General features: G+C 73.0%; 18 protein-coding genes and 2 pseudogenes. 15 read left to right on the top strand and 5 right to left on the bottom strand.

All coding sequences use genetic code 11. The annotated features are described in order from the left end of the window. On the top strand, positions 1-489 hold a 489-nt coding region (locus Q1N79_RS14720), incomplete at its 5' end, for a C40 family peptidase (protein WP_300609422.1). 160 nt (positions 490-649) lie between these two features. Next, on the top strand, positions 650-1615 hold the full coding sequence (locus Q1N79_RS14725; protein ID WP_300609424.1) for an SGNH/GDSL hydrolase family protein: 966 nt from the start codon (positions 650-652) through the stop codon (positions 1613-1615). 39 nt (positions 1616-1654) lie between these two features. On the opposite strand, the pseudogene Q1N79_RS14730 reads toward Q1N79_RS14725, so the two are convergent. Continuing rightward, a pseudogene (locus tag Q1N79_RS14730) lies at positions 1655-1948 on the bottom strand (ANTAR domain-containing protein); the annotation flags it as partial. Between the two features lie 578 nt (positions 1949-2526). Further along, positions 2527-2772, bottom strand: coding sequence for a mycoredoxin (locus Q1N79_RS14735; RefSeq protein ID WP_300609451.1), 246 nt, complete (start codon positions 2770-2772; stop codon positions 2527-2529). 153 nt (positions 2773-2925) lie between these two features. Between Q1N79_RS14735 and Q1N79_RS14740 the strand changes: the two genes are divergently transcribed. From Q1N79_RS14740 to Q1N79_RS14760, 5 genes are all read left to right on the top strand, one after another. Then, positions 2926-4713 (top strand): ATP-dependent helicase, encoded by a 1788-nt coding sequence (locus Q1N79_RS14740; RefSeq protein ID WP_300609426.1) that lies wholly within the window; start codon positions 2926-2928, stop codon positions 4711-4713. Beyond that, positions 4710-5582 (top strand): acyl-CoA thioesterase II, encoded by an 873-nt coding sequence (locus tag Q1N79_RS14745; protein ID WP_300609428.1) that lies wholly within the window; start codon positions 4710-4712, stop codon positions 5580-5582. The genes Q1N79_RS14740 and Q1N79_RS14745 overlap by 4 nt, the downstream gene beginning before the upstream one ends. Before the next feature lie 177 nt (positions 5583-5759). Then, positions 5760-6023, top strand: a complete 264-nt coding sequence (locus Q1N79_RS14750; RefSeq protein ID WP_300609430.1) for a hypothetical protein — start codon at positions 5760-5762, stop codon at positions 6021-6023. 267 nt (positions 6024-6290) lie between these two features. Continuing rightward, positions 6291-6560 (top strand): WhiB family transcriptional regulator, encoded by a 270-nt coding sequence (locus tag Q1N79_RS14755; RefSeq protein ID WP_300609453.1) that lies wholly within the window; start codon positions 6291-6293, stop codon positions 6558-6560. Between the two features lie 128 nt (positions 6561-6688). Beyond that, on the top strand, positions 6689-6880 hold the full coding sequence (locus Q1N79_RS14760; protein WP_300609432.1) for a hypothetical protein: 192 nt from the start codon (positions 6689-6691) through the stop codon (positions 6878-6880). A gap of 99 nt (positions 6881-6979) precedes the next feature. Here Q1N79_RS14760 and Q1N79_RS14765 read toward each other — a convergent pair whose 3' ends face one another. Genes Q1N79_RS14765 through Q1N79_RS14775 form a run of 3 tightly spaced genes read right to left on the bottom strand, consistent with a single transcriptional unit; the run spans position 6980 to position 10855 of the window. Continuing rightward, positions 6980-8326, bottom strand: coding sequence for an AarF/ABC1/UbiB kinase family protein (locus Q1N79_RS14765; protein WP_300609434.1), 1347 nt, complete (start codon positions 8324-8326; stop codon positions 6980-6982). Positions 8327-8330: 4 nt separating this feature from the next. Then, positions 8331-9422 (bottom strand): thiamine biosynthesis protein ThiF, encoded by a 1092-nt coding sequence (locus Q1N79_RS14770; RefSeq protein WP_300609436.1) that lies wholly within the window; start codon positions 9420-9422, stop codon positions 8331-8333. A 47-nt stretch (positions 9423-9469) separates the two neighbouring features. Continuing rightward, positions 9470-10855, bottom strand: coding sequence for a zinc-dependent metalloprotease (locus tag Q1N79_RS14775; RefSeq protein ID WP_300609438.1), 1386 nt, complete (start codon positions 10853-10855; stop codon positions 9470-9472). 156 nt (positions 10856-11011) lie between these two features. Between Q1N79_RS14775 and Q1N79_RS30690 the strand changes: the two are divergent. The 8 genes and pseudogenes from Q1N79_RS30690 to Q1N79_RS14815 all read left to right on the top strand — a co-directional run. Then, positions 11012-11632 (top strand): annotated as a pseudogene (locus tag Q1N79_RS30690) (NAD-dependent epimerase/dehydratase family protein); the annotation flags it as partial. A 448-nt stretch (positions 11633-12080) separates the two neighbouring features. Further along, positions 12081-12506, top strand: coding sequence for a molybdenum cofactor biosynthesis protein MoaE (locus tag Q1N79_RS14785; protein WP_300609440.1), 426 nt, complete (start codon positions 12081-12083; stop codon positions 12504-12506). 10 nt (positions 12507-12516) lie between these two features. Beyond that, positions 12517-13548: a PDZ domain-containing protein gene (locus Q1N79_RS14790; protein ID WP_300609441.1), complete on the top strand. Its 1032-nt coding sequence runs from the start codon at positions 12517-12519 to the stop codon at positions 13546-13548. An 85-nt stretch (positions 13549-13633) separates the two neighbouring features. Next, positions 13634-14791, top strand: coding sequence for a glycosyltransferase family 1 protein (locus Q1N79_RS14795; protein WP_300609443.1), 1158 nt, complete (start codon positions 13634-13636; stop codon positions 14789-14791). A 79-nt stretch (positions 14792-14870) separates the two neighbouring features. Further along, positions 14871-15956 carry an NDP-sugar synthase gene (locus Q1N79_RS14800; protein WP_300609445.1) on the top strand — a complete coding sequence of 362 codons (1086 nt, stop codon included), beginning with the start codon at positions 14871-14873 and terminating at the stop codon, positions 15954-15956. A 432-nt stretch (positions 15957-16388) separates the two neighbouring features. Beyond that, positions 16389-17867 carry a DUF2252 domain-containing protein gene (locus Q1N79_RS14805; protein WP_300609447.1) on the top strand — a complete coding sequence of 493 codons (1479 nt, stop codon included), beginning with the start codon at positions 16389-16391 and terminating at the stop codon, positions 17865-17867. Between the two features lie 90 nt (positions 17868-17957). Then, entirely contained in the window at positions 17958-18908 is a 951-nt protein-coding gene (locus tag Q1N79_RS14810) for a DNA-3-methyladenine glycosylase 2 family protein (protein ID WP_300609449.1), read from the top strand. Between the two features lie 405 nt (positions 18909-19313). Further along, positions 19314-21217, top strand: a 1904-nt coding sequence (locus tag Q1N79_RS14815) for a bifunctional FO biosynthesis protein CofGH (RefSeq protein WP_300609455.1), incomplete at its 3' end; no start/stop codon positions are given.

Here is a 21217-nt window from a genome sequence, read left to right on the forward strand (position 1 = left end):
GACGGCGCCGTGTCGGCGTCGTGCGCGGGCACGAACGTGCTCGACTCGATCGTCACCCCGAACGCCGCCGTCACCACCGCGATCGACTACGCCGAGCAGCAGCTCGGCCTGCCGTACCTGTGGGGCGGCACAGGGCCGGACGCGTTCGACTGTTCCGGGCTGGTCATGATGGCCTACCGGGCCGCCGGGATCGACATTCCGCGCACGTCGCAGCAGCAGTGGGCATGGGGCCCGCGGGTCAGCGCCGCCCAGGTCGAGCCGGGCGACCTGGTCTTCTTCGCCGGGTCGGACGGCACCGCCACAGCGCCGGGGCACGTGGGCCTGGTGATCGGCGACGGCGAGATGATCGAGGCGTACGCGCCCGGGTTCCCGATCCGGATTTCCACGTACGGGACCCCGAGCTCGCCGCCTGGCGACCAGAAGGTCGTCGGCTTCACCCGCCCCTGGGCCCACGCCGGCGTCACCCTCCCCGCCGCGCCCGCCCCCTGAGCCGCCGCCATGGCCAGCAGGCCGCCTCGCAGCGCCCGCCGGACCCATACCCAGGCAATCGCGGACGGCGCCGGACAACCGCACGGGTGCTACCCTGCATGCGAATATCGCCTTGCCCGGGGGGCGCACTGTGCGGGGTCGTTGGTGGGCCGGAGCCGGCGTGCTAGCCGCCGCTGCGGTGGTCGCCGTCTTTCTTTCCGCCTCGGCCGCCCCGACCGCCGCGGCGCGTAAGGCGCTGTCCACGATCCCAGCGGCGGCCACGACGCCCGCCGCCACGCGCCCGGCCTCGCCCTCGCCTTCGCCGCACCGGCTGCTGACGCTGTCCGGCCCGGTCGTCGCGCTCGGCGACTCGTACACGGCAGGCGACCTGATGCCGCTGTCGCTCACCAGCCAGCCGCCCGGCTGCCTGCGCTCCCCGAACGCGTACCCGGTTCAGGTCGCCAGGGCGCTCGGTGCCGCGGCCGACTTCATCGACGCGGCCTGCACCAACGCCGGCGTCAAGGAGATGACCAGCGCGCAGAAGACGTACCTGGGCACCAACCCGCCGCAGCTGAGCGTGCTCACGCCCAGCGACTCCCTGGTCATGCTGACACTGGGCGGGGACGACATCGGGTTCTTCAACGTGCTCGACACCTGCATGGAGCTGAGCATCACCGACCCGGACGGCAGCCCGTGCGAGCGGCACTACACCAGCGGCGGCACCGACCAGCTCGCCGCGAAGGTCGCGGCCGAGGGGCCGAAGATCACCGCGGTGCTCGAGGCCATCCGCGCCCTGGCGCCGCGGGCGCGGGTGCTGCTCGTCGGGTACCCCGACCTGTTCCCGCTGCACGGCGGCTGCTGGCCGGCCGTCCCGATCACCAACGGCGACGTCGCCTACCTGCTCGGCATCGAGATGCGGGTCAACGCGATGCTCAGCGCGGCGGCCAGGGCCGCGGGCGCCACCTTCGTGAACACGTTCACCGCGACGATCGGCCACGACGTCTGCCAGAGCGCGAAGGTCAAGGACGTCGAGGGCCTCGTCCCGACGTCACTCGCCGCGCCCTTCCACATGAACACCCGCGGCCAGGACGCCGTGGCCGCCCTGGTCCTCGCCGCCCTGCGCCGGGACGGGTACGCGGTGCGCTAGCAGCGGGCCAGGGCCGGGCAGGACCGGGCCAGGGCCGGGCTAAAACTGCCCGGCGTGCCTGGCGCGCCGCAGCGAGCGCTCCCGCTGGCGCGGCTCGGGCAGCTTGCGGGCCAGTTCCTCGGGCAGCCGCAGCAGCGGGTTCGCCGCGCTCGCCACCACGTCCTGCGCGAGCTCGGTCACCCGCCGCCCGCGCGCCCGCGCCGCGCCCCGCAGCAGGTCGAAGGCTTCCCTGGGGCGGAGGCGGTGCCGTTCGGCCAGCACGCCGATGGCCTGCTCCACCCGGACTCGCGACGCAAGGGCATGCTCGAGCTGGGTGACCGTCACCGCCAGCCGTGCGGCCTCATCATTATCCCGAACGGACCGGGGCGGCTGCCCCGGCGGCGCGCTCTGCCATCCGGCGGGCGGGCGCCCAGCCACCGGCCTGCCCGGGCCGCCCCCGCGCTGCCCGTTGCCGTACTGCGGGCCGGCATGCCGTCCGGTGCCGCGCCCTTGCGGCGACCGGGGCGCGCCGTTCTCGTCGACGGCCCCGAACACCCGAGTGTCATCGTCCGCCGCCTGGTCGGCGGCGAACAGGTCGGCGAGGACTATCGCGCTGGTCAGGTCGGAGACGTTCTCGCCGCGCACCACCCAGCCGTGCTCCGCCTTGCGTACGACCACGTCGTCGTGGTCGCCCTCCCGGCCTGTTGACCCGTTCACGCTCATTCCTGTTCCTGCCTGCTTCCCCCCTGGCTCCCAGCACCACGAACGAAGGGGCACTGGCTACCACTATCCACGCCAGAACGCTGATTGGCGTAATCATTCGCGCGGAATTTCGCTACGCGCGCAGAGACGGCCCCGCTCGTTCGGGATAAATGATCTTTTATCCCCCGTCACAGGAGTCTCGTCCAGTAACGAGACTTCCCGGCGGCCGGTCAGCCGGCCTGGGGCGCGGCCAGCTCGGCGAGCCGGGCCTGCACCTGGGCCGCCGACGGGTTGACCATCGTGCTGCCGTCGGAGAACACCAGCGTGGGCACGGTCTGGTTGCCGCCGTTGACGCTCATCACGAACTCCGCCGCGGCCGGGTCGCGCTCGATGTCGACCTCGGTGATCTCCACGCCGGCCCGGCCGAGCTGCGCCTTCAGGCGCTTGCAGAACCCGCACCACTGGGTGGTGTACATGGTGAGCGGCACCGGTGCCTCCTTGTCGTCGTCCGGGCATGGCCGGCCTGCGGCTGTCCCGCCAGAATGCAACAACGCCGGCGTGTCACGGCTTCCCGCGCCGCGCGCGGTGTTTGGCGGCCGTGGCCCGCCCGGTGCGGGACAATGTCACCGATGGACACCGAGGACCTGCTCGCCGGGCTCGACCCCGAGCAGCGCGAGGTGGCGCTGGCCACCAGGGGGCCGGTCTGCGTGCTGGCGGGCGCGGGGACCGGGAAGACCCGTGCGATCACCCACCGGATCGCGTACGCCGTGGCCACCGGCGTGGTCAACCCGGCGCACGTGCTCGCGGTCACGTTCACCGTGCGCGCGGCGGGCGAGCTGCGCGGACGGCTGCGCGGTCTCGGCGGCGGGGCGGAGGCGGTGCGGGCGAGCACGTTTCATTCGGCGGCGCTGCGGCAGCTCACGTACTTCTGGCCGCGCGTGATCGGCGGGCGGCCGCCCAAGCTGATCGAGTCCAAGCTGCCGCTGCTGCGCGAGACGGCGCGCGACATGCGGTTGCGGCTCGACGGGCCGGCGCTGGCCGACGCGGTGACCGAAATCGAGTGGGCAAAGGTCTGCCAGGTGCATCCCGGCTCGTACGCGCCGTCGGCGCTGTCCGCCGGCCGGGCGCCGTCGGCCGGCGTCGAGGACGTCGCCCGGCTCTACCAGGCGTACGAGCAGCTGCGCAGGGAGCGGCAGCTGATCGACTTCGAGTCGGTCCTCGAGCTCACCGCGGCGATCCTGTGCACCGAGCCCGCGATGGCCCGCGAGGTGCACGCGGCCTTCCGCCATTTCACCGTGGACGAGTTCCAGGACGTCAACCCGCTGCAGAAGCTGCTGCTCGACGCGTGGCTGGGCGGGCGCGACGACCTGTGCGTGGTCGGGGACCCGCAGCAGACGATCTACTCGTTCACCGGCGCGACCCCCTCCTACCTGCGGGAGTTCGCGGCCGACTACCCGGGCGCGACGGTGCTGCGGCTGGTGCGCGATTACCGTTCGACGCCGCAGGTGGTGGCGGTCGCCAACCGGCTGGGCAGCGCGCGAGGCGGGCCGGGCGAGCAAGGCGGGTCGCTGGTCGCGCAGCGGCCGCCAGGCCCCGAGCCATCCCTGTCGCGCTACGCCGACGAGGAGGCCGAGGCCGCCGCCGTCGCCGCGCAGGCCGCGGCGCTGATCGGACGGGGCGTGCCGCCGCGGGAGATCGCCATCCTGGTGCGGATCAACGCGCAGACCGAACGGTTCGAGCAGGCGCTCGCCGCGGCGAAGGTCCGGTTCGCGGTGCGCGGCGGGGAGCGCTTCTACGAACGGCCAGAGGTGCGCCAGGCACTGGTGCTGCTGCGCGGCGCCGCGCGGGCGGAAAGCGACGGGGCGGACGAGGCGCTCGTCCCCGGCGACCTGCCCGCGGCGGTCCGGCACGTGCTCGCCAGCGCCGGGCTGAGCGTGGACCCGCCCGTGGCGCCCGGCGCGGCGCGGGACCGCTGGGAGTCGCTCGCCGCGCTCGCCGCGCTCGCCCAGGACGCAGCCGCGGCGCGTCCGCAGACATCGCTCGCCGACTTCGCCGCCGAACTTGGCCGCCGGGCCGAGACCGGCCACGCTCCCGTCGCGGACGCGGTGACGCTCGCGACCATGCACGCGGCAAAGGGGCTGGAGTGGGACGCGGTCCTGCTGCCCGGGCTGGCCGAGGGGATAATGCCGATCGTGCACGCGCGAACCCCCGCGGCCGTCGAGGAAGAGCGCCGGCTGCTCTACGTGGCGGTCACCAGGGCGCGCCAGCACCTGCACCTGTCCTGGGCGGCCGCCCGCGCACCCGGCGGCGAGCAGGTACGGCAGCGGTCGCGGTTCGTGGGCGGCCTGCTTCCCGGCTCCGCCGCGTCCCCTGCGCCGCCCGCGGCCCGGGACACGGCGGCGGAGGCACGCCGGTGAGCGACGCCCTTGACAAGCTGCTCGACCTGCTTGACCTGGAGCAGATAGAGGTCAACATCTTCCGCGGGCGCAGCCCTGACGAGACCGTGCAGCGCGTGTTCGGCGGGCAGGTCGCGGGGCAGGCCCTGGTCGCCGCCGGGCGGACGGTGCCCGCCGACCGGCCGGTGCACTCGCTGCACGCCTACTTCATCCGGCCGGGTGACCCGGCGGTACCGCTGGTCTACGTGGTGGACCGGGTGCGCGACGGGCGCTCGTTCACCACGCGCCGGGTGTCCGCCATCCAGCACGGCCACACGATTTTCACCCTCTCCGCGTCCTTCCACCGGCCGGAAGCCGGGCCGGAACACGCCACGCCGATGCCGTCGGTGCCGCCGCCCGGGGAAGTCAGGCGCAACGCCGAGCGCCTTGAGCGGGCGCTCGGCGGGCCGCTGCCCGGGCACTACCGTGACGGCCCGATCGACTTGCGGTCGGTCGGCCCGCTGCCCGTCGAGGCGGCGGGCGACCCGTCGCTGCGCACCACCAGGAACCTCGTCTGGCTGCGGGTGGACGGGGAGCTGCCCGACGACCCGCTGCTGCACGTGTGCCTGATGACGTACGCCTCGGACCTGACGCTGCTTGACACCGTGCTGCTCGGGCACGGGGTGTCCTGGTACGACGGGCATACCTCGGGGGCGAGCCTGGACCACGCGATGTGGTTTCACCGGCCGTTCCGGGCCGACCAGTGGCTCCTGTACGCGCAGGATTCGCCGATCGCCTTCGGGGCCCTCGGGCTGGCCAGGGGAGAGGTGTTCACCGCGGCCGGTGACCTCGTGGTCTCGGTCGTCCAGGAGGGCCTGATCCGGACCACGCCGAAGCCGGTCCCGCCGTGAGCCTGGGCCGTGGTTACCCAAGCGGAAAAAATCTGCAGGTCAAAAATCTGTTGCCCCGGCGGGAACGGTTACGTAGGCTGCTCACATGTTCATGGGCCACAGTGTCGACCCGTCTGGAAGGGGGTGCCCACCGTGCTGATCAATACCCGAAACGTTTCGGCTGCCCGGGATGGCGCCGTGCTTCCTGGTGTCGTCACGCCATGGGCCAGCCTGTCCGGCGCAAGGGTGGACTCTGCCCTGCCGCAGACCCTCGGCCCGGCCGCCGCCACGACGCACGCTGACTTCGCCACGTCGCGGCGTGCCGCGGCCATGACGCAGCCGCTTGCCGTCATGGCTGCCGCGCGGCCGGCCGGCATCCGCAAGCAGTACGCGCACAAGACCCGCGTCAACGTCGGTGGCGGTGGCGCATCGGGTCCGCATCCAGAAAGGGAACCGGCCTAGAAAAGGCCGGCGAAGATCCCCTTCAGGCCGCGGACCCCAGGGTCCGCGGCCTAGTTGTTCGTAAGGCCCGGTCCCTCGCAAACAGGACACAGGACCAGTAAGCGAGAGGGGATGGCACCGATGCAGTGGCCCGATGCCACCGCGAGCGCGGCAGGCGCGGCGGGGTTCGAGGCAAGACCGTCTGGGACGTCGGGGTTCGAGGCGTTCGGCGTGGTCGGGCAGGACGCGGCCGAGGCTCCGGTCGCGACGCTCTTCAACGTCACCGGCGTGCCCAGCGGCCTGGACCTTCCCTGCACAGAAGACCCGGAACTGTTCTTCGCCGAGGCTCCCGGTGATGTCGAGCAGGCGAAGGCACTCTGCCAGGGCTGCCGCGCGCGGATCAGCTGCCTGCAAGGCGCGCTCGAGCGGCGGGAGCCGTGGGGCGTCTGGGGCGGGGAACTGCTGCTGCGCGGCACGATCGTCCCGCGCAAGCGTCCGCGCGGCCGTCCGCGCAAGGAAGACGCCGAGATCGCCAAGGCCGGGGAGCAGGCGGCGTAGGCGGCGTCCTTCCGGCTGCCCAGCGACCCAGTTACCAGTTACCCAGCTACTACCGGTTACTAGCTACCAGTTACGCACACGATGCGGCACACAGGACACAAGCGACGCACACAATGCGGAGGTCACTCATGTATCCGTCCCAGACGCTGGCCAGAGACCGACATCTCGACCGGCTCAACCAAGCGCGGCAGTCCAGGTCGGCGCGGCAGGCGGCCGAACTCCGCCGGCTCGACCGGGCCCGGCTCCGCGCCGAGCGGAGGCTACTGCGCGCCTGGCAGCGCGCGGACGCGCTCCGCATGACGATCGATGCAACCGGCTGAGTTACCCGGCCGGGTCACCCGGCTGAGTCGCCCCTGCGACCCGGGATGCGCGCGGGCCATCCCGGGTCGCGCCGCGCTCGGGCCCGGGTGGCGCCGCGGTCAGGCCGTGGGAAGCGGTTCCGCCTCGGTGAGCGGGTCGTCGGTGTAGCCGGGCACCCAGCGGAGCACCTCGGCCCGGAACGCCCCCTCGCACTCCAGCTGGCACAGCACCCCGATCCCGGCCGTCGACACCCGGTGGATCAGCACGTAGGAGGGCGGCACGTTGAACTTGCGGGAGACGTTGGACGCGCTCAGGTCGGTGACGCGGGCCGCCTCCCCGCGCATCCACTCCCGGCTGAACTTGAACGTCTCCACCGCCGACGGCTCGGCAAGCGGGGCGAGGAAGGCGCGCAGCGCCGCCAGGTCCACCGAGATCCCCGGCCGGAGGAACCCGTTGGCCCGCAGTTCGCGCTCCACCTCATCCAGGTCGGGGTCGTCGGTGTGCATGATCCGCAGCAGCCGCCCGAAGAACGGGGGCAGCCCGTCCGGCAGCCGGTCGACCGCGCCGAAGTCGAGGACGCCGAGCCTCCCGTCCGCCAGCAGCCGGAAGTTGCCCGGATGCGGGTCGGCGTGCAGCAGCCCGGCCCGGGCCGGGCCGGAGAACAGGAACCGGGTCAGCAGGATCCCCGCGCGGTCCCGCTCCGGCTTCGACCCGTCGCCGATGATCTTCGACAGCGGCGTGCCGTCCATCCACTCGGTCACCAGCACGTGATCGGTGCCCGCGACGACCGGCGGGACGCAGATGTCCGGGTCGCCGGCGTACGCGGCGGCGAACGCGCGCTGCGACTCGGCCTCAAGGCGGTAGTCCAGCTCCTCGGCGACCCTGTCCCGCAGTTCGTCGAGCAGCGGCTTGACCTCGAGCCCGGGCATCAGCACGCCGAACAGCCGCCCGACCCGCGACAGCTGCGTGAAATCGCTGATGAGCGCGCGCCCGGCACCTGGGTACTGGATCTTCACCGCGACCTGCCTGCCGTCCGCCCAGACCGCGCGGTGCACCTGGCCGATCGACGCGGCCGCGGCCGGGGTGTCGTCGAAGTAGCGGAACCGCGACCGCCAGTCCTCGCCGAGGTCGGCGGCGAGCACGCGGTGCACGGTGCTGGCGGGCAGCGGCGGGGCGGACTCCTGCAGCCTGGTCAGCGTGGCCCGGTACGGCTCGGCCAGCTCGGGCGGCAGCGCCGCCTCGAAGATGGACAGCGCCTGGCCCAGCTTCATCGCGCCGCCCTTGAGCTCGCCGAGCACCCGGAAGACCTGGTCGGCGGTCCGCTGCTGTATCTCCTGCGCGACGATCTCGGCGGGCCGCCCGCCGATCCGCTTGCCGATGCCGAGCGCGGTCCGGCCGGCGAACCCTATTGGCAGGACGGCGAGCTTGGCGGTTCGGCTGACCGCGTTGCGCGGGACATCGTTCACAGCTTTATTCTCCGTCAGTCGACGACCTCTTCTGCCAGCCAGGCCCGGTCACCGCACCGGTCGCGCCGCACGTGCAGGCGGCGTGCGGCGGCCAGCTGCGGCGCCGCCACTGCCAGTCGGGCAGCACGACCTCGAGTGTCCCGTTGGCGGTGACCGGCGGCTGCGCCCCGGCGCGGTCGAGGAAGGCCAGCGCCTGCGCCGCGGCCAGCGCCGCGGTGGCGGCGGCCAGCACGGTGTCGCAGGCGGGCGGACAGACGCCGGGCGCGGGCGCGCAGCCGGCCTGCGCGAGGATCACCGGCCAGGCGCGATCGCGCGCCGCCTTGCTCAGGTCGACGCACCGCAGGCACGCCGAACGTCCGGGCTCCACCAGCGGGCCGACCACGCCGATCGCCTCGTCGGCCCGGATCGCGAGGTGGGGCACCCGGTTGCGCATGAGCTCGGCGACCTCGACGGGATCCGGCCGGGCCGCGAGCACCGCGAGGTCGGGCACCCGGGTGGCGTCATCCGCCGTCCGCACCTCAGGGGCGACCCGCCAGATCGCGCGGGCGACTCCGGCGGCGCGGCCCGTGCCCACGTCGGCGGCCTCAAGTCCGGCCGGCGCGATGTCCCCTGGAGCCGCCGTCTGCGTGTCGCGGCAGCTGACCCACGCGATGCCCGAGGCCGCGAGGAACGTGGCCGTGCAGGCGCCGACCCGGCCCGCGCCGTAGACGCGCACGAACGCCGCGCGGCGGCGCGCGATCACGCGGGCGCCGCCGTCCCCGTGGTCGTACGCCAGGGCGGCGCAGGCCAGCTCGGGAGCCAGCCGCGCCCGCAGGTAGTCGGGCAGCGTCCTGTGCAGGTCGGCGGGGAAGTCGTCAAGGACGCCTGCCGAGGCGAGCAGGCCGAGCATCCGGTTGGCCGCCTCAGGCGCGATGCCGTAGGCGGCCGCGCTGCGCACCACCTCGGCGCTGTCCCGTGACCCGTCGAGCAGGGACACGATCGCCGCCGCCTTGCCCAGCCCGGTCAGCGCCGCGGCCCGCCGGGGATCGACACCGACTTGCAGCGTGTCGCGGTCCCGCCAGAGCGGCCGCAAGCCGGCTTTGAGTGCAGGTCTCATGCGCACAGCGTGACATCGGGTACCGACATTCCGGTACATTCCGCGCGTCACGCGCTCCCGGGGCCGCCCTCCTGTTCCCCCGGCACGTCCGGCTGATCGCCGGTTAGGCCCGAAATGTCCAGCTCATCCTGGCCGCGCACGAACGCGTCAGGGTTGTCAAGGTCCGCCGCGGTCGGCAGCAGGTCGGGGTGATCCCACAGCGCGTCGCGCTCCTGCGCCCCGCGGGCAGCGGTCAGTCCCGCCCAGAGCACCGCCGCCTCGCGTAGCATCCGCGGGCGAAGCTCGAGGCCGACCAGAGTCGCGAACGTCCGTTCTGCCGGACCTCCCGTCGCCCGGCGCCTGCGGATCGCTTCGGCGAGCGCGTCCGCATGTGTCAGACGGTGTCCCGCGGCCGCCGGGACGACGGTCGCCACCCACCCTTCCACCAGGGCGAGCGCGGTCTCGAGCCGGGCGAGTGCCGCCTTCTGCTGCGGGGTGTCCTCAGGCCGGAACAGCGTTTCGCCTGCCAGCGCCTCGCGCAGCGCCTCCGGGTTGTTGATGTCGATGTCCGGCATCGCCTCGCGAAGCCGGCTCATGTCCACGGTGATCCCGCTGGCGTATGCCTCGACCGCGCCGAGCAGGTGCTGGCGCAGCCAGGGCACGTGCCCGAACAGCCGGTGGTGCGCCGCCTCGCGCAGGGCGAGGAACAGCCGCACCTCGCCGATGTCGACGGAAAGGCCGGCGCCGAAGGCGGAGACGCCGGCGGGCAGCAGCGCCGCGGTCCCCTCCGGGCCGAGCGGGAGCCCGATGTCGGTGGAGCTGACCATCTCACCGGCCAGCTCGCCGACCGCCGCCCCGGTCTGGCCGCCGATCATGGCGCCGCCGAGCTGCCGCAGCATCGGGGTGAGGCCGGCCAGCCCGCCGAGCCCGCCCAGGCTGCCGAGCGCGGCGCGCATCTCCTCGGGGAGGTCCTCCCCGAGTTGGGACGGGTCGATGTTCAGCATCGAGCTCATCGCGTCGACGCCCTTGACCGCGATCGGCTCGCACAGCGAGGACCAGACAGGGAACGTGGCCTCGAGCCATTCGGACTGGCTCCACGCCTCGATCTTCCTGATGCCGGACGGGAACTCGGTGACGTCATCCAGCCACAGGTCGGCGAGCCGGATCGCCTCGGTCACCGCGGCGCGCTCGTTCGCCAGCACGCTAGGGTCACCCTTAGCCGCGATGGTCTGCCTGGCCAGGTTCTTGGCGAGCTCCCAGTTCACCGGGCCGCCGCTGTAGGACAGCAGGTCGGCGAACTGACGGAGGGCGTCGGCGAACTGGTTCGGTCCGACCGGGACGTCCGCGCCGCCGGCTCCGCCGAACGGTCCGAGCGGCCCCTGGTCGCCTGGCTTCGGCTCGTCGTCGCCGGGCCGCCCGGGCGGGCCGAAGCCGAAGGGAGGTCGGTCAGCCATGGTGCCTCCGCTCAGCTGTCAGGTGGTCGGGCAGGATAGAAGGGTCATACTCGCAACGCTATTCGGGAGCAGCCGATTTTGAGAAACGCGAGACGGCAGGTTCGCCACGAGCGCAGCGTTCGCCGTGAGCGTAGCACCACGTCGGCGCTGCCGGTCGTGGCGGTCACCGGGGCGGCCCGCGGCATCGGGCACGCCCTCGCCGTCCGCCTGGCTCAGTCGCCGCTGGTCAACCGCGTGGTGGCGATCGACGACCACCGCGGCGACGCCGTCGGGGTAACCTGGCGGGTCGCCGACGTCCGTGACCCGGCGCTTGCCGCGCGGCTAGCCGGGGTCGACGTGGTGGTGCACGCGGACATGGACACCTCGGCCGCCGCCGACCCAAGGAAGCGCCGCGCGTTCAACGTGCGCGGCGCGCAGACAGTGCTGACCGCCGCCGCCGCCGAGCGCGTCGGCCGGGTCGTCCTTGTGACGAGCGCGATGGTGTACGGGGCGCGGCCGGACAACCCGGTGCCGCTGCCCGAGGATGCGCCGCTGCTCGCGGACGCGGACGGCAGCGTGGCGGGGGACCTGCTGGAGATCGAGGAGCTCGCGCGCCGCTCGCGCCGGGTCAACCCGGGCACCTCGGTCACGGTGGTGCGGCCGGCCGCCCTGGTGGGTGACGCGGTGGACACGTTGCTGACCAGGCATTTCGAGGCACCGCGGCTGCTCGTGGTCCGCGGCTGCGCACCGCGCTGGCAGTTCTGCCACGTCGATGACCTGGTCTCGGCGCTCGAGCTCGCCGCGGCAGGGGTGGTCAGCGGTGACTTCGCGGCAGGCTGCGAAGGCTGGCTTGAGGAGCCGGAGGTGGAACAGCTCAGCGGGATGAAGTCGTTCGAGCTCCCCGCGCGGCTGACGTTCGGCACCGCCCAGCGACTGCACCGGATGGGCGTGACGCCGGCGCCGGCCGCGGACCTGCGGTACGTGGTGTACCCGTGGGTGGTCGACTGCGCGGCGCTGCGCGCCGCCGGGTGGCGGCCCGCTTACGGCAACGCCGAGGCGCTGTCGCTGCTGCTCGCCGCCCGCAGCGGGCACCGCGCCGTGGCGGGCCGCAGGATCGCGAGAAAGGAGGCGGCGATCACGGCCGCCGCGGGGACCGCGGCCGTCATCGGCACCGCCGCGATCGTCCGCGCCGCACGCCGCAGGAACCGGTCGTTACGATCTTCGCCAGGCGCGGTACCGTGGACGCGTGAGCCAGATCAGGCTGATCGCGATCCGGGACACCGAACTGTCCGTCGACGAGGTGCGGGTGGCGGTGGCGGACCCCGCGGCAGGAGGCCTGGTGCTGTTCGCAGGCGTGGTGCGCGACAACGACAGCGACCGGGGCGTGACAGGGCTGTCGTACACCGCTCATCCCTCCGCGGAGGCCGAACTGCGGCGGGTCGCCGAAGAGATCGCCGCCAAGTACGACGACGTCATCGGCCTGGCGGCGGTGCACCGCACCGGCGACCTGGGGATCGGTGACCTGGCGGTGGTCGTCGGCGTCTCCTGCGGGCACCGCGCGGAGGCCTTCACGGCCTGCCACGCGCTGATCGACGAGCTGAAGGCGTCGGTGCCGATCTGGAAGCACCAGCGCTTCACCGACGGGACCGCCGAGTGGGTCGCCAGCGCGTAGTCTTCCGAGCATGTCCCGACGTTCCCTGACGCTGCTGATCGCCGGGTTCGCGACCCTGGTCGCGATCGCGGTGGCCGTCCTCGTCCCCGTGCCTTACGTGATCCTCGGGCCCGGTCCAACGCTGAACACGCTGGGCGAGTCCGGGGGGCAGCCGCTGATCACGATCATCGGGAGGAAAACGTACCCGACCGTCGGCAACCTCAACATGGTGACGGTCAGCTACCAGGGCGGGCCAGGCGCGAACCTGAACATATTCCAGGCGCTGCGCGCCTGGCTTGACCCGTCGGAAGCCGTGGTCCCTGAGAGCGAGCTGTTCCCGCCCGGGCAGACCGCGCAGCAGTCGCTGGCGCAGGACACCGAGGAGATGGCCTCCTCGCAGCAGACGGCCACCGCCGCCGCCCTCACCGTGCTGCACATCCCCTACCAGACTCAGGTCGTGGTCATGCAGACCGTGCCGGGAACGCCGGCGAGCAAGGTGCTCAAGGCGGGCGACGTGGTCACCGCGGTGGACGGCAAGCCGGTGACCGGGGCCACGAACCTGAGCTCGCTGATCACGTCGCACCCGGCGGGCACGCTGCTGCAACTGACGGTGCTGCGGGACGGGAAGACGCTGCAACTCTCGGTGCGGAGCGAGAATTCGGGCGGCACGCCGATCATCGGCGTCGAGGTCCAGGAGGAGTACAAGTTCCCGTTCACGGTCAAGATCAGCGTCGGCGACATCGGCGGGCCAAGCGCGGGCATGATGTTCGCGCTCGGGATCATCGACAAGCTCACCCAGCTGAACCTGACGGGCGGCAAGTTCATCGCCGGCACGGGCGAGATCACCTCGGCGGGGCAGGTGGAGCCGATCGGCGGCATACAGCAGAAGATGGTCGGGGCGCGGGACGCGGGCGCGACGATCTTCCTGGCGCCGGCCGGGAACTGCTCGGACACGGCGGGCGCGGTCCCGGCCGGGCTGCGGGTCGTGAAGGTAAGCACGCTGTCTGGCGCCATCTCCGATCTGGAGGCCATCAAGGCCGGCAAGCCGGTCCCATCCTGCTGACACTTATCAGGCCGCACTCATGTGGCACTGTGCCCGGGGGCGTAGGCTCTCAGCTGACAGGACTTCGAAGGGAGCGGATGGGGCCGTGGCACTTCGGGTACTCGTCGATGCAACCGACGTTCCGACCGACCGCGGAGCGCTCGGCCGTTACGTTGATGGACTGATCGGTGCGCTCGGCTCGGAAAGCGCGGGGGCGGACCTGGCGGTGGTGTGCCAGCGCGCCGACGAGGAACGGTACGGACGGCTGGCGCCGGGTGCGCGCATCGTCGCCGGCCCGGCGGCGCTCGGACACCGGCCCGCGCGGCTGGCCTGGGAGCAGAGCGGGCTTCCTGTCGTCGCGCAGCAGGTGGCCGCGGACGTGATCCACATGCCGCACTTTTCGATGCCGCTGCGGCCCGGGCGGCCGACCGTCGTCACCGTGCACGACGTCACGTACTTCACCGAACCCGAGGAGCACAGCGCGGCAAGCACGCTGTTCTTCAAGTCGGCCATCAGGACCGCGACGCGGCGCGCGAGCCGGCTGATCGTCCCCTCCAACGCGACCCGCGACGAGCTCGTCCGGCTGCTCGGCATGGACCCGGCCAAGATCGACGTCGCCTACCACGGGGTGGACCACCGGCTGTTCCACCGTCCGGAGCCGCGCCAGGTCAACCAGGTGTCGGCGCGGCTCGGGCTGCACGGCCAGCCCTACGTGGCGTTTCTCGGCTCGCTTGAGCCGCGCAAGAACGTGGCCGCCCTGGTCCGCGGCTGGGCGGCGGCCGTGACCGACCTCGCGGACCCGCCGGCGCTCGTGCTCGGCGGCGGCGGGGGCTGGAGCGAGGAGATGGACGCCGCGGTCGCCACGGTCCCGCCGCACTTGCGGCTGGGCCGGCCCGGCTACCTGCCGTTCGCCGACCTGCCGGGCTTTCTCGGCGGCGCGCTCGTGGTGGCGTTCCCCTCGCGCGGCGAGGGGTTCGGGCTGCCGGTGCTCGAGGCGATGGCATGCGGCGCGCCGGTGCTGACCACGCACCGCACGTCGCTGCCTGAGGTGGGCGGCGACGCGGTCGCCTACACCGAGCCGGACGCGGACTCGATCACGGTCGCGCTGCGCGCGCTGCTCGCCGACCCGCAGCGGCGGGACACGCTCGGCGCCGCCGGGTACGCGCGTTCCCAGGAGTTCACCTGGGAGGCATCGGCCGCGGCGCACCTGGCCAGCTACAAGCGGGCAGCCGACCAGGACGCGACCGGCAGCCGCGCCGGGTAGGCCGCGGGTATGCTGCGTGAGTTGCCGGTGCCGCCCGGCCGCTGTCGATCGGAGACGACCGCTTAAGGTGACGATGCAAATGCCGCGTGAACCCCTGGAAGCGATCATGCTCGTGGGCGGCAAGGGGACCCGGCTGCGGCCGCTCACGCTGTCCGCGCCGAAGCCGCTGCTGCCGACCGCGGGGGTGCCCTTCCTCGCGCACCAGCTCGCGCGGGCGGCGGAGTGCGGCATCACCCACGTCGTGCTCGCGACCTCCTACCGGGCCGAGATGTTCGCCGCGGCCTTCGGCGACGGGTCGGGGTTCGGGCTGACCATCGACTACGTCCACGAGTCCGAGCCGCTCGGCACCGGCGGCGGAATCCGCAACGCGGCGTCCTTGCTGCGCGGCGGCCCAGAGGACCCGGTCGTGGTGCTGAACGGCGACATCCTGTCCGCCCACGACCTGCCCGCCCAGGTCGACCTGCACCGCAAGAGCGATGCCGCGGTGACGCTGCACCTGGTCGAGGTGGAGGATCCCAGCCGGTACGGCTGCGTGCCGACCGACGAAGGCGGGCGGGTGACCGCGTTCCTTGAGAAGACCCCGCACCCGGTCACCAACCGGATCAACGCGGGCTGCTACGTCTTCCGCCGGTCGGTCATCGACCTGATACCGCCGGGTCAGGTGGTGTCGGTGGAACGCCAGACGTTCCCCGCCCTGATCGCGGCAGGCGCGGTGCTGATGGGCTACGCCGAGTCCGCGTACTGGCTGGATGTCGGCACTCCCGAGGCGTTCGTGCGCGGCTCGTGCGACCTCGTGCTCGGCCGCATGCCGTCGCCGGCCGTCCCCGGCTCGGGTGCCGAGTCGCTGCTGCTCGCCGGCGCCGTGGTGGCCGGCGATGCCCGGCTGTCCGGAGGTTCGGTGGCGGGCGCGGGCGCGTCCGTCGGCTCGGGTGCCGTGGTGGACGCCAGCGTGGTCTTCGACGGGGCCGCGATCGGCGCCGGCGCCATCGTCCGGATGAGCATCGTCGGCCGTAACGCCACGATCGCCGCGGGTGCGGTGCTCGACGGCGTGGTCATCGGCGACGGCGCGTTCGTCGGCTCAGGCAACGAACTCGCCCACGGCATGCGCGTCTGGCCCGGCGTCCGCCTCGAGCCCACGTCGGTCCGCTTCTCCTCCGACGCCTAGACCCGCTTGTCACCTTCAGGACCGCGGCCTCGCGGCTGCTGTCTGTTCCTCTTTTGGCACCTTGGGCGCCGCACCGCACCCAGTCCGGCCCCGCGGGCAACTACAGCCCCGCCGGTACCACCGTTCCCGCGTCGCCCGCCCCCGGTGCCGTCGCCCAGGTCCCGCCGGGCTCGCCCGCCGCGCGTACTGGCGGTGGGGCCCACAGCGCCAAGCCTCTTGGCGCTGGGGCCCCCTGCGCCAAGAGCCGCCGGGACCTTACCAGCCTGGCAGCCTGGCGGCACCCGAAACGGGCAATGGCGACTTGTTATCCGGCGCGTGCCCCGACTCCGGAAAGCCTTCCCGATAACCGCCCCGCCCTGCGGAGCGGGGTTGGGGCGGTTCGCGCGGCCCGCGTACAGTTAGCTGATCAGACCTACACCGAACGTAATCACGATGACGGACTCCAGCGTGCCTGAGCCACCGGCTTCGCCCGCCCCGCACGGCGCCGCCCCGAACGCCCTCGGCCCGCACGGCACGGCCCTGCACGGCACGGACCCGCACGGCACGGCCCTGCACGACACGGCCCCGCACGACATGGCGGCTACCGGCGCGGAAAGGCGCGCTGGCGGGAAAAGCGCCCGCAAGCGGGTGCGGCGGGGCGCCTTGGGGTACTGGAGCGAGGCGGACCGCGGGCATGACCCGCTGGCGACGATCCTGGCCCAGAACCAGATCCGCCTTCCCGGCCTTGTCCCGCTCAGGCATCAGCGCATGGCGGCTTCGCCATGGAACTACTACCGGGGTGCGGCGGCGGTGATGGCTGGCGACCTCGCTAGTCAGCCAAGCAGCGGGCTGACCGTGCAGCTGTGCGGTGACGCGCACGTCCTGAACTTCGGGCTATGGGCCACGCCTGAGCGGAGGCTGGCGTTCGATCTGCGCGACTTCGACGAGACCCTGCCCGGCCCGTTCGAGTGGGACGTCAAGCGGTTCGCCGCCAGCCTGGTCGTGGCGGCGCGGGAGAACCGGGTCAAGCCCGCCAGGGCGGCGGCCGCGGTGACCGCCGGCGTGGCGGCCTACTGCCGCGGCATGCGCCGGTACGCGACGATGCACGAGCTCGACATCTGGTACGACAGCATGCACGTCGACAGCCTGATCGGCTACTTCGAGCCGGCCGACCGGGGGCGGGTTTCGATCCACATCGAGAAGCAGCGCAAGCGCCGCACGAGCCGGGGAGCCTTCGCCAAGCTCACGACGATGGTGCACGGGCGGCCGAGGATCACCGCGGACCCGCCCATCCGCGTGACGGTCGGCGACGACGAGCAGGACTACCTCGTCGACCAACTGCTGGCCGGGTACCGGCTGACCCTGCAAGAGGACCGGCGCATCTTGTTCGACCGGTTCACCCCGGTCGACGTTGTCCGCCAGGTCGTGGGGGTGGGCAGCGTGGGAATGCGGGTCTACCTGGTGCTGCTGGAGGGGCGAACCGGTGCCGATCCGTTGTTCTTGCAGGTCAAGCAGGCTGGCCCGGCGGTGTACGAGGCCCATATCGAGCCCAGCAGGCACGGCAACCACGGTGCCAGGGTGATCAGCGGCAAGCGGCTCGTGCAAAGCGCCACCGACATCTTCGTCGGCTGGGGCTCGCTGGACGGGAGGGACTACTACATCCGGCAGTTCCGGGACATGAAGATCATCCCGACGACCGACCTGATCGCCCCGCGCCTCCTTGAGTTCGCGACCGCATGCGGCGAGGCGCTCGCCCGCGCGCACGCCCGCACCGGTGACCCGGTGGCCATTGACGCCTACATCGGGAAGGGCCCCGCGTTCGCCGCTGCGATCGGCCGGTTCGCCCGCCTGTACGCCGAGCAGAACGAGCGGGACCACGCCCAGCTCGTCGGCGCCATCGCGGCCGGTGCCATCGAGAGCCCGGCTGGCTAGCCGGGCGACGCCGGGCGCCCCCCGGCCGCCCCCGGCCGCAGCCCCCGGGCGCCCCCCGAATGTCGGGGCCGGGTCCTAGCATGGGGAACCATGGCCGAAGCCGCTCTTGCCCGTGACTGGCAGGCGCCGTTCCCGCTCGATGTCCGGCTGACGCTGTCCGTGCACGGCCGGGGCAGCGGTGATCCCGCCTTCCGGATCGACGAGGCGGGCGCGGTGTGGCGCACCTCGCTCACCCCGGACGGGCCTGGCACGATCCGGGTCCTGCCAGCCAGGCGCCAGGACACCCCGCCGGCGACCGCGGGCACCCGCGTGCTCGCGTGCGCCTGGGGTCCCGGCGCGGCCTGGCTGCTCGACGCTCTGCCCGCCAGCCTGGGTATGCATGACGATGTTTCTGGCTTCGACCCGGGCACCCATCCCGTTCTCCGCGAGCTGGCCGGCCGGCACCGCGGCCTGCGCGTGGGCCGCACCGGCCGCCTGATGGAGGCGCTGGTCCCTGCGGTCCTTGAGCAGAAGGTCGTGGGATTCGAGGCGCGCCGCGCCTGGCGGATCCTGCTGGCCAGGTTCGGCACGCCGCCGCCCGGCCCGGCGCCGGCCGGCATGCGCGTCTTTCCCGACGCGCGGACCTGGCGGCGTATCCCCTCGTGGGAGTGGCACCGGGCCGGCGTTGAAGGGGTCCGCGCTCAGACGATCAGCATGGCGGCGGGCGTGGCCGACAGCCTGGAGCGCCTGCTCACGCAAAGCGGCGCAGAAGCCGATCGCGCGCTGCGGACCATCCCGGGCATCGGCCCGTGGACGTCCGCCGAGACCCGGCAGCGTGCCGCTGGGGATCCGGACGCGGTTTCGGTCGGCGACTACAACCTGCCGAAAGCCGTCGGCTGGGCGCTGGCAGGCCGCCAGGCAACCGACGACGCGGCGATGCTCGAACTGCTCGCGCCGTACGCGGGCCACAGGCACCGCGTGACCAGGCTCGTGGAGCTCAGTGGCCTGGGGCCGCCGCGCCGCGGTCCCCGGCTGCCGGTCCGCGACTACCGCAGCTGCTGACCGGCGACTACCGCAGCTGCTGACCGGCGACCGCCAGGGCCGCCCGGGCCGCCCATGACCCCGCCGCAGCCGCTAACCCCGCCAACCCGGGCCAACCCCGGGCAACCCCGCTAACCGTGAGCCAGCCCCGGCATGCCGCCGTCTGTGCCTTAAAGTTCCGCTATGAGCGCTTCCAGCATCGACCGGGATGAAACCGGCGACGTACCTGAGGCCGCCGCGACAGGGACCGCCGCGAGAGGGACCGCCGCCGCGACAGGGACGGCCGTGACCGGGGCGGCCGCGACAGGGACCGCCGTGACCGGGGCCGTCACGAGAGGGACGGCCGCCGTGACCGGGGCCGCCACGAGAGGGACGGCTGCCGCGACAGGGACCGCCGCGACGCAGGCCGGCGGGACCGACTCGGCGATGCGCAGGGCGCTGGCCCGGGCCAGGGACGGCAAGCCGCTCGACACCGGCGAGGCGACCGTCCTGCTGCGCGCCCGCGGCCAGGCGCTGCGGACGCTGCTCAGCTACGCGGGCCGGACCAGGGACGCGGGGCTGGAGGCGGCCGGCCGGCCGGGGATCATCACCTACTCAAGGAAGGTGTTCATCCCGCTGACCAGGCTCTGCCGGGACCGCTGCGGCTACTGCACGTTCGCGACCGTCCCCGGCCGCCTCGCCAGCCCCTTCCTCAGCCCCGACGAGGTGCTCGACATCGCAAAGCGCGGCGCGGAACTAGGCTGCAAGGAGGCCCTGTTCACCCTCGGCGACCGGCCAGAAGCCCGGTGGCGCCAGGCCAGGGAATGGCTGGACGCGCACGGTTACGACGACACGCTCTCCTATGTCCGCGCGATGGCGATCCGGGTCCTGGAGGAGACGGGCCTGCTGCCGCACCTGAACCCGGGCGTGCTGTCCTGGCAGGACTTCCAGCGCCTCAAGCCGGTCGCCCCGTCGATGGGCATGATGCTGGAGACCACGTCCGAACGCCTTTTCACCACCAAAGGCGCCCCGCACTTCGGCAGCCCCGACAAGGACCCGAAGGTCCGCCTGCGCGTGCTCGAAGACGCCGGCCGCAGCAACGTCCCCTTCACCACCGGCATCCTCATCGGCATCGGCGAGACGCTCGAAGAACGGGCCGAATCGATCTTCGCCATCCGCAAGATCGCCCGCGAGTACAACGCCATCCAGGAAGTCATCGTGCAGAACTTCCGCGCCAAGCCCGACACGAAGATGCGGGGGGTCCCTGACGCCGACCTCGAGGACCTCGCCGCGACCATCGCCACCACGCGGCTCGTCCTCGGCCCGAAGGCGCGCGTCCAGGCGCCGCCGAACCTCGTCGGCGACCAGTACCAGCTCATCCTCGACGCCGGCATCGACGACTGGGGCGGCGTCTCGCCGCTGACACCGGACCACGTCAACCCCGAACGTCCCTGGCCGCAGATCGACGAGCTCGCCAGGCACACCGCGCGCGGCGGGTTCACGCTGCGCGAGCGCCTCACCATCTACCCGCCGTACATCCGCGAGCCCTGGCTCGACCCGCGCCTCGCCAGGCACGTGGCCGCGCTCGCCGACCCCGGCACGGGCCTGGCCACCGAGGCCGCGATCCCGGCAGGCATCCCCTGGCAGGAGCCGGATGGCGGCTGGGGGGACGCATCCGGCCGCACGGACCTGCACGTCACCATCGACACCACCGGCCGCACCCATGACCGCAGGGACGACTTCGCTGAGGTCTACGGAGACTGGGATTCATTGTCAGAACGAGCCGTCGCGGCTGCCGGCGGCAACGCCCACTCCCCGGCGGGGCCTGCCGCCAGCCCAGGCGAACGTTCCGCGCCGGCGGCCCCGGCCCTCGCCAGGCCCGGCGAGGTGGCCGCCGCCCTCCGCCAGGCCGAACGTGACCCCGCCGCCCTCACCGACGAGGCCGCGATCGCCCTGCTCGGCGCGGACGGCGACGACCTGGAGGCACTGGCGGCGATCGCGGACGCGCTGCGCAGGGAGGTCAACGGCGACGACGTGACGTTCGTGGTCACGCGGAACATCAACTTCACCAACGTCTGCTACACCGGCTGCCGGTTCTGCGCGTTCGCGCAGCGCCGGACCGACGCCGACGCCTACACGCTGTCGCTTGACCAGATCGGCGACCGGGCCGCGGAGGCCTGGGCGGCGGGCGCGACCGAGGTCTGCATGCAGGGCGGCATCCACCCGGACCTGCCGGGCACCGCGTACTTCGACATCGCCGCCGAAGTCAAGCGCCGCTGCCCCGGCATGCACGTGCACGCGTTCTCGCCGATGGAGGTGATGAACGGGGTCTCCCGCACCGGGCTGCCGCT

The organism is Trebonia sp. (assembly GCF_030042015.1).
Classification (GTDB): Bacteria; Actinomycetota; Actinomycetes; order Streptosporangiales; family Streptosporangiaceae; genus Trebonia.